Below are 13,445 nucleotides of genomic sequence, written 5' to 3' on the forward strand. Positions count from 1 at the left end.
CACCGTTGCGTCCTCAGCGTGTTGTGCTGCTGTTCGGTCTTGTCGCCCGCATGATGTCTCCCCAGAGCGTGGCTGCCAAGGCACTGGAGGCAGCGGTGGGTCGGTTGTCATCGTTTCCGAGCCAGATTCCCAGCACCCAATGACGGCTGGGCTCGTAGCCGATGAACAACAAATCCCGGCCGTCATTGGTTGTACCGGTTTTGCCACCTTCGAGGCCTCCTAGGGAGGCGTTACGGCCTGTGCCGTTTTGCACCACGCTGCGCAGAAGGGCCTGCATGGACCTGGCCACTTTGGGAGCGACAGCTTGTCTTGCTCCTGCGATGGCGGTAGTCCCACCCCCAACGCTGCCGCATTGCGTGAGCTGCTCCAGTCGGCAGGTCTCGGCATCCACTAACCGTCGGATCGTGCTGGGTGGATGCCAAACGCCATCGTTGGCGATGCCTGCATACGCGGCGGTCATTTCGATCAATCGCACCTCGCTTTGTCCCAGCACCAGACCGGGCACCGGGTCGAGCGGAGTCGTGATCCCCAGTTTGCGCGCTTGCTGCACCACCTGATCGAGTCCGACTCGCTTGGCTAACCGCAACGTGGCGGTGTTGCTGCTGGAGGCAAATGCCCGGGTCAGGCTCAGCTGGCCGACGCAACCACTGTTGAAGCGTTGTCCGCCCCAGCTCAGAGGATTGCAGTCAATGCTGTCGTTCGGTTTCAGGCCCCGTTCGAGCGCTGCCAGGTAGGTCATCAGCTTGAAGGTGCTGCCCGGTTGGCGCAGGGCCATGGAGGCGCGGTTGAACTGACTGTTGCGGTAGTCCTTGCCTCCGGCAATGGCCAGCACTCCGCCGTTGCGGCTGTCGAGCACCACGGCAGCCCCTTCGCCAACGCCGAGGCTCCGGGATGCCTGCAGGAGCTGGCGCAGTTGCCGCTCTACCACCTCTTGCACCGCAGGATCGAGATGGGTCTCGATGAGGAAATTGCCTTCCGCTGCCACATCGGGGCCCACCAGTGCTCCCAGATCGCGGCGCACTTGATCGGTATAGAAGGGCGCTGCTCGCCGTTGTGCTTGAGCCGTGCAGGCTTCGGGTGCGAGTTGCACGGGTCGGCGACGTGCCTGCCGCGCTTGCGCCAGGGAAAGCCGACCGGCATCGGCCATTTTGTTGAGCACGCGGTTTCGCGCTTCGAGAGCGCGTTGGGGAAAACGGCAGGGGTCATACCCGTTGGGGGATGGCAGCAGACCCACCAGCAGAGCCGCTTGCTCAAGGCTCAGATCCGAAGCGGAGCGTCCAAAGTAAATCTGTGCCGCATCTTCAAAACCCCAGCCCACTCCGAGATAGACCCGGTTCAGATAGCTGAGCAGCAGCTCACCTTTGCTGAAACGGCTCTCCAGCTGAAGCGCGACGAGCAGTTCCCTCCATTTGCGCCCAAGGGTGTCGCCTTGGCCGACGAGATCCGGGTAAAGACTGCGAGCCAGCTGTTGCGTCAAGCTGCTGCCGCCTTCTTTCAATGCGCCACCGCTGAAGTTGGTGAGGAATGCCCGCAGCGTGCCAATCGGGTCCACACCCGGATGCCACCAGAAGCGGTTGTCTTCGCTGCTCAGCAGAGCATCGACCAGGGAGGGCGAAAAGCTCCCGAGGGCAGGAAGTTCGCGGTGGCGACTGGAGTCGATCGAATGCAGCGGAATGTTGTTGCGGTCGTAAATCGCAATCGGTCCCTGCACCGCCGCCAGGCGTCCCCGCACCGGCAAGGTCACGGCCGCCAACAACAGCAATAAGCCGCCTCCCCCCAAACCTGCGAGCACCACCGCGGCCAAGCTCCGTTCCAAGCGACGGCGCCAGCGTTCGGCTGGGTGCTGAAACTGCAGCACTGGAGCACTGCTTTCAGTTTCAGGCGCTAAGGCGACACGATCACCATCGCGGAGCTCCAAGGTCTGCACACGCCGCCCTTTCCACCACAACCCATTGGTGGATTGCAGATCCTTCAGCCGCCAACGGCGCCCGTTCCGTTCGAGCACGGCATGAACCCTGCTGACGGCGCCGTGGTCCAGTGCAATCTCAAGGGTTTGGTCGCGTCCAATGCGATAGAGGCCGCCATGCAGGGTGAGGCATCTGTCGGGCTGATCCCCCTGATGAATCAGCAGTTGCCACTGCCCTGGATTGGAACTGCTGCCAGGCTCGCCCCGACTGACGTCAGCGTTTGTGGTGCTCATGGCGGCGTGTCAGCGCATCGATCACGAAGCAGGCAACGGCCAGATTGATGGCGATATCGGCGCCATTGAAGATCGGAAAGTTGATTGGCACCAGCTCGAGAAAGTCGGTCACGTGGCCAAGACTCCAGCGATCAATGCCATTTCCCACGGTTCCCCCCAGCAGGAAGGCCAGCGCCAGGCCCTGCCAAAACGGTTGTTGTCGACTCTTCCAGATCCAGACCGCCACCCCTAGGGCCACCACCAAGCTCAGCAACCCCAACACGAGAGTGGAATCACGGAACAGACTGAAGGCTGCTCCTGTATTGCGCACCCAGCGCAGCTGCAACAGACCAGGCAAAAAGGGTGCGGGAAGTCCTGGCTGCAAATGGGCGCAGACCCAAGCCTTGCTGGCCTGATCGATCACCACAATCACCAAAGTGATCAGCAACAGCGGTCTGCGGGCCAGCTGGCTGGGTAGGGGGCGCAAGGGACGCATCATTCGACCAGCAGGAGGCGGCGTAGCGGAAGTGCCAGCAGGCCTGCGGCCACACACAACGCCATCTGGGCCGGCAGCGGCCCAAGGCTGTAGCTGAAGATCAACTGTGCCAATGGCTCACTCCATCGGCCAAACAAAGCGCCAATCAGCAGGTTGAGCACACCACAGGCCTGAATCATCAGAAGTCCTGCCAGGGCGGCCAAGCTCAGTCGCCCCAATTCATTCATGCCGTCTTGCTGGGAGAGACGGCCGCAGAGCCAGGCCGCAGGCACGAAGCCGGCCAGGTAGCCGAATCCTGGATTGAGCAAATAGCCGAGACCACCGCCTTCATGAAACACCGGCAGATCCACCAGGCCAACGGTGAGATAAGCCATGGCGGCAATGACCCCTGAACGGGGTCCGCAGACCAGGGTGCAGACCAACAGAGCGGGCACTTGCCAGGTGCTGGGGAGGGGCAACACCTGCAAAGGATTGGTTGGAACCACAAACGCTGCGGGAACGAGGCCGCCCACGAGGATCAACATCAGGCCGGCGAAAGCGCCGCTCCAGGTGGCCAGTGCCCGCACGGGCTGCAATCAGCTCGACCCATCCTGCAGCAGGAGACGCTGATTGCCCAGGGTGCAAAAGACTTTTAGAGAGTCCACCAACTGGGTTCAAAGACCCAGCCGAGAGGTGTCCAGACCCAGTCAGACAGACTCGTTTTCAAATGAATGCTCCATTAAAGCCCTAAAGAGTTCTTGTTTCTTGTGCTGCAAGAAGTCCTGCTCTTCTGCTGCTCCTCCTGGCCAGTTTCGGAGGGCATCACAGGTCGTCTTGAACTCGAGCTTCAAAGCAGTCAGGTTGTAATTGAAGGTTGCCACGACGTCCTCGTTCATTCCTTCCCCCAGTACGTTTCGATTATTGCGTTCCATGACGGCGGGTTGACGTATCAGGTGTAACCGTGGTGGTTCCTAGCAGATTGTCTTTGGGGTTGAGGGGTTGAGCGAGTGTGGAAATCTCCGTCACGAGGACCTCAGGAGTTTCGCCAAGGTTTTCAGGTCGATTTGATTTCCCATCTCAATGACCTACGAAATCCGCAATTGGGCAGTCGTTGCAGCAGCAATGGAAGCTCAGGGTGCCACTGATAGCCAGATGTACCATCGTGCAAAAGCCATGTCAGAGGGCAAGCCTGATCCAATGCCGACGAGCTGCCCAGCGGCCCCCAACAGCATCTCAATTGTCTGACGATTGTTGAGCAGGAGGGGAACTCACACCCCTCTTTCTCCTCGACCAACACGCTTGTAGAGGCGGTGGACTTTTGGGTGGACTGCACTGAGGCTTTCGTCAACAGCTTGAATGTTTGAGAGCCTGAAGGGATCGATGCCATTCAGCATCGCCCCAAGAATGTGAACACTCAGGCCCGATTCAAGTTTTAGCCTTGTTCGCCTTATCCCCACTTCGCCCAGGGTGCATGGACGTTTCAATCGGTGATCAGGTGCGCCTGGCGCGACGTCTGTCGTACCTCAAAACAGCCGATCCAATGCCGATGTTGCGTCCCCCCGATCTGGTGACCAGCGATGAGCTGGGTGAAGTGGTTGGTTTAAGGCCCATGCAAACCGCAGCGGTGCGCTTCCGCAGGGGCACCTTTCTTTTGCCAATCGACCATCTCAGTCCTGCTGATGCGGGATCGGCCTCTGCCTCTCCTGCTTCTGTTCCCACTGATCACCAAGGGCCCTGAGCGAAGTTTCAGGCCCGCAGAGGCTGAGAAGAGGGTGTCCCAGATGGCGTTGCGCAGCGTCTTGAACAGCGTTGGCGTCCAACGCATCCATCACGGCAAGGCTCCGCTGGTCGTAGTCATCAGGGAGCCCTAGACCCCTGAGTTGGGCCCGCCGTTCAGCGCGCTGGCCTGTGGTCTGGGAGCCATGGGCGAGTTGCCCACGCACCTTGACTCTGGCGAGCTGCAAATCGGCCTCACTCAGGGGAGTGCTGCAAAGTTCATTCCAGCTCTCATGGAGCAGAGACAGGCTCAGGGATGCCTTGTCCACGCTGGTGGCGGCATGGAACACAAAAGGACTGGCCTCAGCCCGCGCTGGGTAATGAACTCCCACGTCGTAGGCCACTCCATGCTCTTCCCGCAGTCGACGGAACAGCAGGCTCGACATGCCCTGACCGAGGTGGGTTTGCAGCAGGCGCAGGGCAGGGTCATCCGCGTGGCCGTGGGGCAGGCTCGGTTGGCCAAGCATCATCACCACTTGCTCTGTGTTCTGAACGCGCAGGCAAAGGCTTTGCGGTCGGTCTTCGCTGCTGACAGTGGCCTGGTCTTGGATGCCGTTGTCTGTCGCTGATGAAGCGGCTTGCGATTGGAACGCCTCGTGGTCGTTCAGCAAGTTGAGTAGCGCCTTGGGAATCGTGCCCGACATCGCCAGAACACTCGATGCACCATCGAGCTGCTTGGCCAGGGCGACAAGCTGATCACGCTCCAGTTTGTCGAGGTCACCGGTGACACCCAAGGGGTCATGGCCATAGCCTCCGGAGCCGTAGGCCAGGGTCCGCCATCCGTCGTAAGCCAGATGGAAAGGATCTTCCTTCTGGCGCACCAGGGCTTGGAGGCTCAGCTCTTTTTCCAGCTCCACCTGATCGGGCAGCAGATGGGGCTGGTGCACCATCCATCCGATCACCGGCAACAGGCGCTCGGCGTCGTTGTCACGGCATTTCAGGCTGATCAGTAATCCGTCTTCGTTGGTGTCACAGCGCAGGCCTGCACCGCTGCCTTCCACCAGATCGGCGAGCTCCATCGGTCCATAGGGACCGCAGCCGCGGCTGAGCAAGGAGCCCAGCAATTGATGGGCGCCGCGTTGCTGGTGGGGATCGCAGGCACTTCCACGCCGGATCCAGAGTTTGGCGGCCAGCACTCCTGCCGTTGTGTGGGGATCAAGAATCAGCTCGGATGCCGGGTTCATCAGCCTCCCTCCTTCGGTAGTGCCACGAGGGTGTAGGCCCGATCGGGTTGAAGATGGGAAAACACGTCGCGCTGCAGTTCAGCGGCTGTCCACTGGTCAAGATCGGCCAGTGCGGCCAAAGGCGCTTGAGGGGTTCGCCAAAGCGCTTGCGAGCCAGCAATGGCAGCAACAGAACCAGGAGCTTCCAGGCTGAAGCGCAACCCGTTTCCGACCAGTTGCCGAGCCCGTTCGAGTTCCTCAGGTTGGACAGATTCAGTACTGCATTGCCGGAGGACCCGATGCACTTCCTTCTCCACGTCGTCGATGGTCTCGGGAGGACAGCAGGCTTCCAACATCACCAGGCTTCCTTGCTCGAGGGTTGTGAGATCCATGTCAATGGATTCGACGATCTGCAGCTGTTCGCGTAATCGCTCCACGAGGCGGCTTCGACGTCCCTCGGCCAGCAGTGTGGTGGCCAGGTCGTAGCCCATCACGTGATGCTGTTGACCCGCTGGTGCAGCAGGCCAGGCCATCAGCAGTCGCGCCGCTTCGAGACGGTCAACCTGGATCTTGGAGTGGCCGGATTGAAACGAAAGACGTCCTTGGGTTGGTGCAGCAGGGGTGTCTTCGGGTCCATCCGAGCTCCCACTCTCCAGATCGGCCAAGCGTCCAGTCCGCAAATCTTGGGGTAGTCCGTCAGGAATCGCCCCTGTCACGAGCAAACAACAGTTCGGGCCCCGATAGCGACGTCGATGGAAGGCCGCCATGGTCGCCGGTGTGCTCGCTTTCAAGCTGTCTTCCCAGCCCAGGATGGGGCGTCCGTAAGGGTGGGTTGGGCAGCTGGCTGCCAGCAACTGCTGCACCACTTGTTCATCCGGTTGATCGCGGTATTGGGCGATTTCCTCCAGCACCACATCACGCTCCATGGCGTAAGCATCGGCGCGAAGTGCCGGCTCCAGAACCAAGTCGAGCAGCAGCTCAAGCGCCTCCTGGGCACCGTCCGGTGGCACGAGCACATGGAAATGCACGTCGTCGAAGCCGGTGGCCGCGTTGCTGCTGCCTCCGAGGGCTTCAACACGCAAGTCAAAGGCTCCAGCCTCGAGGCGTTGGCTGCCCTTGAACACCATGTGTTCCAAGAAATGCGCAAGTCCCTCCTCGCCTGGTTGCTCGAAGGCACTCCCGGCTTTGCACCAGAAATCAAGGCAGGTGAGTCCTGCTTCGGGGATGGGGGCGAAGACGCAGCGACAGCCGTTGGCCAACGTCTGATAGGTCAGTTCAAGACCGTTCGAGCAGCGGATCGGGACCCCATGTCGCAGGACCCCAGACTATTCCGGTGACGCCTGGTTTTTGGCTGTTGAGGCGATCGAGCAGAGACGTGCGGCATAGTCCCCATAGCTTCCAGTAGTGCTGAGCCACGCCAGTGCCCTCGACCTCATCACCTTCCAAGGAGCTGCATCCCCTGGTGGATGCCTTGGCCGATCGCATCCGTGAATGCCGCTCTGCCATGCCCGAGCTTGCACCCCTTGCTGTGGACCCGGCGCTTGAAGCGATTACGGCCACGTTGGATGGCGAAGCACTGTTTATTCGCAATGAGCTGAACCAATGCCGCGGGCTGCGCAAACTCCATCTGGAGACGGCACGCCTGGGGCTTGGTCTGCAGATTCTGCACTGCGTTTTTTTCCCTGATCCCCGCTTCGACCTGCCGGTGTTTGGCGCCGACATTGTTGCCAGCCCTGCAGGCATCTCGGCAGCGATTGTCGATCTTTCACCGGTGGGATCAGATCTGCCTGCTTCCGTGCGTCAGCCGCTGGAGGCGATCACCCTCCCGCCGTTCGAACAGGTGAGGGAACTTCCTGCTTGGGGAACCATCTTTTCCCCCTTCGTTCGCTTCATCCGCCCTGTGAACAGCACCGAAGAAGGTTGGTTTGTGGACTTGGTTGGCCAATACCTTGATGTCTTGCGTCAGGCGGTGGAAACCACGGAGCCTGATTCCTCAGACAATCCTTCTACGATCAATCGTCATCAGGGCCAGCTCTCCTATTGCCTCCAACAGAAGCGCAACGACAAAACACGCCGCGTGTTGGAGAAGGCGTTCACCGTCGAATGGGCCGATCGCTACATCGAGGAGCTGCTCTTCGACAATCCGCCCACGCTCTGATGCGCCGACCAGCTCTTTTGCTGCTGACTGGGGGACTCGGTCTCGCCGTTGTGTTCGGTTTGCTGCAGCTGACGCGCCGCCAGGCTGAGGTTCAACCGCAGGTCCCCAGCCCAGTCGTTCGTGCTCCTGAGGCGGTGGCTGCCCTCGGACGACTCGCGCCAGCCGGTGATGTGCGTCGTTTGGCGGCACCCATTAGTGGTTTTGGTGGCACCCCGCGGGTGGCCGAGCTGTTGGTGTCAGAGGGGGAAAGCCTCCGCAAAGGTCAGGTTTTGGCTCGCTTCGATAACCGTCCGCAGATTCAGGCTGACCTCGCTGGTGTGCAGGCCCGTTTGCGCACGCGGGCTGCAGAGATCAAACTTCAGGTTCGCGAAGTGCAGCGCTACGCCAAGGCCGCTGAGGTAGGTGCCGCGTCTTTGGTGCTGCTCGATGAGAAGCGTGATGAGTTGCTTCGTCTCCAGGGAGAGCAACAACAGGCTGAGGCGGAACAGCGCAAACTCATGGCCGATCTGGCCAATAGCGAGCTTCGTTCGCCCCTTGATGGGCTCGCGTTGCGGATCCACACCCGGGAAGGCGAGCGTCCCGGATCCGATGGTGTGATCGAGGTGGGGGCCAGTCAGGCGATGGGAGCGCTGTTGGAGGTCTATGAGTCCGACATCAATCGTGTCCGTGTTGGTCAACCGGTCGCCTTAACGAGTGAGAACGGTGGCTTCAAAGGCACCCTCAGCGGTTCGGTGACGGCCATCAGTCCCCAGGTGCGGCAGCGGCAGGTGTTGTCGACTGATCCCACCGGTGATGCCGATGCCCGGATTGTGGAGGTCAGAGTCAAGCTCGATCCTCAGTCGGCGCAGAGGGTTCGCTCCCTGGCCGGCATGAAGGTGATCGCCCGCTTCAGCGCGCAGTGAACGTGGGCTTCTGGCAACGCCGACGGATTCCGCTGGCCTCGTTGATGTTGGTTCGTCAGCCCGTTCGGCTGATTGTGGCTCTGGCGGGCATCAGCTTTGCGGGCATTTTGATGTTCATGCAGCTTGGCTTCCGCGATGGGCTGTTTGACGCCAGCGTCACCGTGCATCGGCGTTTTGATGCCGATCTGGTGTTGATCAGTCCGCGTTCCACGAGCTCGGTGCGCATGGCTGGGTTTCCCAAGCGGCGCTTAATCCAGACGATGGCTGATACCGAAGTGGAGGGCATCACTCCCGTGCATTGGAGCTTGATGCTGTGGCGAAATCCGGAAACCAAAAGCACCCGCTCGATTCTGGGTCTGGGATTTGATCCGGAGGACCCGTTCTTCGTGGACCCCGAATTGGCCGCCAAGAGCCGGCCGCTCTCCCAGAAAGGCAGGGTGCTGTTTGATGAGCGCTCCAGGCCTGAATTCGGTCCCGTTGCGGAGTGGTTTAAGCAGGGGCGCACGGTTGAAAGTGAAATCGGTGGTAACCGGGTTCGTGTGGCTGGACTGGTGGCCTTGGGAACCAGTTTTGGTGCGGATGGCAACTTGCTCACCAGCACAGAGACGTTCCTCGACCTGATGCCGAACAAGCCCCCGGGCAGTATTGAGCTTGGGCTCATTCGCCTGAAGCCAGGGGCCGATCCGTTAGCGGTGCAGTCCCGACTCGCCGCCCTGCTTCCCCAGGACGTCAAGGTGCTGACGAAGCAGGGGTTCATTGACTTTGAACAAAATTACTGGCGGAGCAGTACGTCGATCGGTTTCATCTTCACGCTCGGCGCCGCCATGGGATTTGTGGTGGGCTGCGTGATCGTTTATCAGGTGCTGTACACCGACGTCAGCGATCACTTGCCTGAATACGCCACCTTGATGGCGATGGGCTACCGCGTGATCACCCTGGTGGGTGTGGTGGTGCGCGAAGGCTTACTGCTGGCCTTGATCGGATATGTGCCGGCCTATCTGGCCGGCCAGGGGTTGTACTGGTTTGTGCGGGAGGCCACGCGGTTGCCTGTTGGCATGGATGTCACGCGGGCTGCCACCGTGTTCACCATGATTCTTGTGATGTGCATGCTGTCCGCAGGACTGGCCATGCGCCGTCTTGTGGATGCTGACCCAGCGGAGATCTTCTGAATGGGCTCCACCGTTGCGATTGAAGGTTTGAGCCATTGGTATGGCCGCGGCAGCAATCGCCGTCAGGTGCTGCAGTCTGTTGATCTCAGGATTGAGCCTGGTGAGGTGGTGCTTCTGACCGGTCCCTCCGGTTGCGGCAAGACCACCCTGCTCACCTTGATTGGCGCGCTGCGAACAGTCCAGGAGGGCCAGGTTTCTGTGCTGGGCCAGTCGCTGCAAGGGGCTGGCCGCGGCGCCCGGCAAAAGCTGCGCCGCCGCATTGGCATGATCTTTCAAGGGCACAATCTGCTGCGATGTCTCACGGCTGAGCAGAACGTGCAAATGGGTGCGGATCTGTTGAATGACCGCTCCTATCTCGCCCGCCGCAACCTGGCCAGGGAGTGGCTGCGAGCTGTCGGTCTTGGTGATCACCTCGGTAAGCTCCCCCACGATCTTTCCGGGGGACAGAAACAGCGTGTCGCGATTGCAAGGGCCCTGGCCGCCCATCCCCAGTTGTTGTTGGCGGATGAACCCACGGCTGCTCTTGACAGCACAACAGGCCGCGAGGTGGTGGATTTGCTCAAACGGCTCGCCCGGGAACAAGCGTGTTCGGTGTTGATGGTGACCCACGACCCGCGCATTCTTGATGTGGCAGATCGCCTGGTTCGAATGGAAGATGGCCGCTTGTTCACCTCGGTTGGGTAGATTGATCGAAACCAATTCGTTTCATCACCCCACGCGATGGCCAAGCGCAGGAACCTCAAGAAGGAAAAGCAGGAGCGCAACCGCGCCTACGCCCGCAAGTTCAAGAAGCGCAAGATGCGGAATGACGGCCGTGGTGAAGGTGCTGGCAATGGTGTGACCGGTACTGCCAACAACGGCGGCGCTGCTGACTGATTCACCCACGTTTTCAACGTTGAAGGGGGGCGAAAGGTCCCCCTTTTTTCATGTCTTTAGGCTGGTTGTCCACTCGCTGCGGTCGTGCGCGGATGTTTATCAGCGTCGTCATCCCCACCTACAACCGCTGGCCGATTCTGGAGAAGTGTCTGGTGGCTTTGGAGCAGCAGACGCCGTCTGGTGAGATCGAGGGCTATGAGGTCGTTCTGGTTGACGATGGCTCCACGGATGGCACCCCTGATCGGCTTCGCCAGCAGTCCGATCGCTTCCCCCATGTTCGCCTTTTTGAACAGGCCCATGGCGGGCCGGCGGAGGGACGCAACCGAGGTGTTGACCAGGCTCGAGGGGATGTCATCGTCTTCATCGACAGTGACCTGGTGGTGATGCCGGGGTTTCTTGCCAGTCATGCCCGTGCCCTCCAACGCACCTGGACGCAGCGCGGCGATCGCCTGTGCTTCACCTACGGCGCTGTGATCAACACGGCCAACTTTGAAGATCCGACCGCCGAACGCCACAAATTGCGGGATCTGTCTTGGGCTTATTTCGCCACAGGCAACGTGGCCATCGACCGGTCAGTGCTGCAGCAGTCAGGTTTGTTCGATCTGGGCTTCCGCCTTTATGGCTGGGAAGATCTCGAGCTGGGGGAACGCCTGCGCCAAATGGGGGTGGTGCTGGTGAAATGCCCTGAAGCCGTCGGGTATCACTGGCACCCAGCGCTGAGCATGACCCAGATTCCTGATCTGATCAGGGTCGAGCAGGAGCGGGCCAAGATGGGGCTCGTTTTTTATCGCAAGCACCCCACCCGGCGCGTGCGTTTCATTATTCAGTTCACCTGGTTGCATCGGCTGCTCTGGGAACTTCTGACGCTTGGGGGGCTTATCAATGAGCGTTCCTTGCGCCCATTGCTGAATTGGCTGATCAGCCATGGTCGCGCTGCTTTGGCGATGGAATTGCTGCGTCTTCCTCTCAATCGCATTGGTGTCAGGGCGCTGTATCGGGAAGCCAGGGCGCTCGGAATTCGTTGACCGGCTTTTTGATAAATTCACTGGGTTCTTTCAACCCGCACACCTGTCTGTTTCGGGTGCTGGTCTTTGACCATCCCTGACAGGTGGAGGCGAACCCGAAACCTCAATCACTATGGCTGTTGTCACTCTCGCTGAGATGATGGAAGCTGGCGCCCACTTTGGGCACCAGACCCGTCGTTGGAACCCCAAGATGTCGCGCTACATCTATTGCGCGCGCAACGGAGTTCACATCATTGACCTCGTGCAGACGGCCGTCTGCATGAACAACGCTTACAAGTGGGTGCGCTCCGCAGCTCGCAGCGGCAAGCGTTTCCTTTTTGTTGGTACCAAAAAGCAAGCATCCGAAGTGGTGGCCCTGGAGGCTGCCCGTTGTGGTGGTTCTTACGTGAACCAGCGTTGGTTGGGCGGCATGCTCACCAACTGGACCACCATGAAAGCGCGTATCGATCGTCTCAAAGACCTCGAGCGCATGGAGTCCAGTGGTGCCATCGCCATGCGTCCGAAGAAAGAAGCAGCCGTGCTGCGCCGCGAGCTTGATCGTCTCCAGAAGTACCTGGGTGGCCTCAAGAACATGCGTCGTCTTCCCGACGTGGTGGTCCTGGTGGATCAACGTCGCGAGACCAACGCAGTGCTCGAGGCTCGCAAGTTGGACATCCCCCTGGTCTCCATGTTGGACACCAATTGCGATCCCGACCTTTGCGAGGTGCCCATCCCTTGCAACGACGATGCTGTGCGTTCCGTTCAGCTGGTGTTGAGCCGTCTGGCAGATGCCATCAACGAAGGCCGTCACGGTTCCAACGATCAGCGTGGTGGCGACGACAGCCAGGGCTGATCTCGCCTAACCACTCGGTTTCTGCCGCCATCCCGCTCCTGCGGGACGGCGGCTCTTCTCATCCAATTTCTTTATTTCCCCTCCTCCGATGGCTGCTGCCGTATCCGCCAAGCTCGTCAAGGAACTGCGCGACAAGACCGGCGCAGGAATGATGGACTGCAAGAAAGCCCTTGCAGCAACTGAAGGCGATGCCAATAAAGCCATTGAATGGCTGCGTCAGAAAGGTATCGCCAGCGCTGAGAAGAAATCTGGCCGCACTGCGGCTGAGGGTGCGATCGGCAGCTACATCCACACGGGTGCTCGCGTTGGTGTCCTGGTTGAAGTCAACTGTGAAACCGACTTCGTCGCCCGTGGCGACATGTTCCAGGAGCTTCTGCGTGACGTGGCCATGCAGGTTGCAGCTTGCCCTGGTGTTGAGTACGTCAGCACCGATGAGATCCCTTCTGAAATCCGTGAGCGCGAAAAGTCCATCGAGATGGGTCGCGATGATCTCGAGGGCAAGCCTGAACAGATGAAAGAGAAGATCGTTGAGGGCCGCATTGGCAAGCGCCTGAAGGAACTTGCACTGATGGAGCAGCCCTTCATCAAAGACAGCTCGATCACCGTGGCCGAGCTGGTCAAGCAGACCGCAGGCAAGATCGGCGAGAACGTCAAGGTGCGTCGCTTTACCCGCTACACCTTGGGTGAGGGCATTGAGATTGAAGAGAATGATTTCGCTGCCGAAGTGGCATCGATGACCAAAGGCTGATCTTGGCTTCAGACCAGGACGGTTTGAAACCGCACAACCCAGACGAGCAATTCGCACGTCTTCAGAGCTGGTGCCGTCAATCGGCACCGGCTTTTTATGCTGACCAAGCGCACTACCTTGTTGTGCTGCGCGAGAGTTTGGC

At 60.0% G+C, this 13,445-nt stretch carries 15 protein-coding genes; 9 read left to right on the forward strand and 6 right to left on the reverse strand.

Features of this window, described 5'->3' with window-relative positions; genetic code table 11:
- Positions 1–13 precede the first annotated feature (13 nt).
- The 4 genes from RS9916_RS03035 to RS9916_RS03050 all read right to left on the reverse strand — a co-directional run bounded on the left by RS9916_RS03035 (position 14) and on the right by RS9916_RS03050 (position 3,586).
- Complete coding sequence (locus tag RS9916_RS03035; RefSeq protein ID WP_007097754.1) at positions 14–2,200, reverse strand: transglycosylase domain-containing protein; 2,187 nt, start codon at positions 2,198–2,200, stop codon at positions 14–16.
- Positions 2,181–2,675: a signal peptidase II gene (gene lspA, locus RS9916_RS03040; RefSeq protein ID WP_156777459.1), complete on the reverse strand. Its 495-nt coding sequence runs from the start codon at positions 2,673–2,675 to the stop codon at positions 2,181–2,183. The genes RS9916_RS03035 and lspA overlap by 20 nt, the downstream gene beginning before the upstream one ends.
- Positions 2,675–3,241, reverse strand: a complete 567-nt coding sequence (locus RS9916_RS03045; protein WP_038024095.1) for a biotin transporter BioY — start codon at positions 3,239–3,241, stop codon at positions 2,675–2,677. The genes lspA and RS9916_RS03045 overlap by 1 nt, the downstream gene beginning before the upstream one ends.
- 120 nt (positions 3,242–3,361) lie before the next feature.
- On the reverse strand, positions 3,362–3,586 hold the full coding sequence (locus RS9916_RS03050; protein ID WP_007097757.1) for a hypothetical protein: 225 nt from the start codon (positions 3,584–3,586) through the stop codon (positions 3,362–3,364).
- Positions 3,587–4,125: 539 nt separating this feature from the next.
- Here RS9916_RS03050 and RS9916_RS13730 point away from each other — a divergent pair.
- Positions 4,126–4,392: an NAD(P)H dehydrogenase assembly family protein gene (locus RS9916_RS13730; RefSeq protein ID WP_007097759.1), complete on the forward strand. Its 267-nt coding sequence runs from the start codon at positions 4,126–4,128 to the stop codon at positions 4,390–4,392.
- On the opposite strand, the gene RS9916_RS03055 is transcribed toward RS9916_RS13730, so the two are convergent.
- Positions 4,322–5,614, reverse strand: a complete 1,293-nt coding sequence (locus RS9916_RS03055; RefSeq protein ID WP_007097760.1) for a pitrilysin family protein — start codon at positions 5,612–5,614, stop codon at positions 4,322–4,324. The genes RS9916_RS13730 and RS9916_RS03055 overlap by 71 nt on opposite strands.
- Entirely contained in the window at positions 5,614–6,852 is a 1,239-nt protein-coding gene (locus RS9916_RS03060; RefSeq protein WP_007097761.1) for a pitrilysin family protein, read from the reverse strand. The genes RS9916_RS03055 and RS9916_RS03060 overlap by 1 nt, the downstream gene beginning before the upstream one ends.
- Before the next feature lie 161 nt (positions 6,853–7,013).
- Between RS9916_RS03060 and RS9916_RS03065 the strand changes: the two genes are divergently transcribed.
- From RS9916_RS03065 to tsf, 8 genes are all read left to right on the forward strand, one after another.
- Positions 7,014–7,751: a phycocyanobilin:ferredoxin oxidoreductase gene (locus RS9916_RS03065; RefSeq protein ID WP_007097763.1), complete on the forward strand. Its 738-nt coding sequence runs from the start codon at positions 7,014–7,016 to the stop codon at positions 7,749–7,751.
- Entirely contained in the window at positions 7,751–8,653 is a 903-nt protein-coding gene (locus tag RS9916_RS03070; RefSeq protein WP_007097764.1) for an efflux RND transporter periplasmic adaptor subunit, read from the forward strand. Before RS9916_RS03065 ends, RS9916_RS03070 begins: the two co-directional genes overlap by 1 nt.
- Positions 8,650–9,822, forward strand: a complete 1,173-nt coding sequence (gene devC, locus RS9916_RS03075; protein WP_007097765.1) for an ABC transporter permease DevC — start codon at positions 8,650–8,652, stop codon at positions 9,820–9,822. The genes RS9916_RS03070 and devC overlap by 4 nt, the downstream gene beginning before the upstream one ends.
- Positions 9,823–10,506, forward strand: a complete 684-nt coding sequence (locus RS9916_RS03080; RefSeq protein WP_007097766.1) for a DevA family ABC transporter ATP-binding protein — start codon at positions 9,823–9,825, stop codon at positions 10,504–10,506.
- 36 nt (positions 10,507–10,542) lie between these two features.
- Positions 10,543–10,698 carry a hypothetical protein gene (locus RS9916_RS14305; protein ID WP_006850288.1) on the forward strand — a complete coding sequence of 52 codons (156 nt, stop codon included), beginning with the start codon at positions 10,543–10,545 and terminating at the stop codon, positions 10,696–10,698.
- Positions 10,699–10,790: 92 nt separating this feature from the next.
- A complete protein-coding gene (locus RS9916_RS03085; RefSeq protein WP_007097767.1) occupies positions 10,791–11,723 on the forward strand; it encodes a glycosyltransferase family 2 protein in 933 nt (310 codons plus the stop codon).
- 112 nt (positions 11,724–11,835) lie between these two features.
- Positions 11,836–12,555 (forward strand): 30S ribosomal protein S2, encoded by a 720-nt coding sequence (gene rpsB / locus RS9916_RS03090; protein ID WP_007097768.1) that lies wholly within the window; start codon positions 11,836–11,838, stop codon positions 12,553–12,555.
- Between the two features lie 88 nt (positions 12,556–12,643).
- Positions 12,644–13,303, forward strand: a complete 660-nt coding sequence (tsf, locus tag RS9916_RS03095; RefSeq protein ID WP_007097769.1) for a translation elongation factor Ts — start codon at positions 12,644–12,646, stop codon at positions 13,301–13,303.
- Positions 13,304–13,445 lie beyond the last annotated feature (142 nt).

Origin of the sequence: Synechococcus sp. RS9916 (assembly GCF_000153825.1) — a bacterium.
Classification (GTDB): domain Bacteria; phylum Cyanobacteriota; class Cyanobacteriia; order PCC-6307; family Cyanobiaceae; genus Synechococcus_C.

Bases quoted from the DNA above. Each gene is read 5' to 3' on its own strand.
- RS9916_RS03035 (WP_007097754.1), bottom strand. From the start codon at position 2,200: ATGAGCACCACAAACGCTGACGTCAGTCGGGGCGAGCCTGGCAGCAGT.
- lspA (WP_156777459.1), bottom strand. From the start codon at position 2,675: ATGCGTCCCTTGCGCCCCCTACCCAGCCAGCTGGCCCGCAGACCGCTG.
- RS9916_RS03050 (WP_007097757.1), bottom strand. From the start codon at position 3,586: ATGGAACGCAATAATCGAAACGTACTGGGGGAAGGAATGAACGAGGAC.
- RS9916_RS13730 (WP_007097759.1), top strand. From the start codon at position 4,126: ATGGACGTTTCAATCGGTGATCAGGTGCGCCTGGCGCGACGTCTGTCG.
- RS9916_RS03055 (WP_007097760.1), bottom strand. From the start codon at position 5,614: ATGAACCCGGCATCCGAGCTGATTCTTGATCCCCACACAACGGCAGGA.
- RS9916_RS03070 (WP_007097764.1), top strand. From the start codon at position 7,751: ATGCGCCGACCAGCTCTTTTGCTGCTGACTGGGGGACTCGGTCTCGCC.
- RS9916_RS03080 (WP_007097766.1), top strand. From the start codon at position 9,823: ATGGGCTCCACCGTTGCGATTGAAGGTTTGAGCCATTGGTATGGCCGC.
- RS9916_RS14305 (WP_006850288.1), top strand. From the start codon at position 10,543: ATGGCCAAGCGCAGGAACCTCAAGAAGGAAAAGCAGGAGCGCAACCGC.
- RS9916_RS03085 (WP_007097767.1), top strand. From the start codon at position 10,791: ATGTTTATCAGCGTCGTCATCCCCACCTACAACCGCTGGCCGATTCTG.
- rpsB (WP_007097768.1), top strand. From the start codon at position 11,836: ATGGCTGTTGTCACTCTCGCTGAGATGATGGAAGCTGGCGCCCACTTT.
- tsf (WP_007097769.1), top strand. From the start codon at position 12,644: ATGGCTGCTGCCGTATCCGCCAAGCTCGTCAAGGAACTGCGCGACAAG.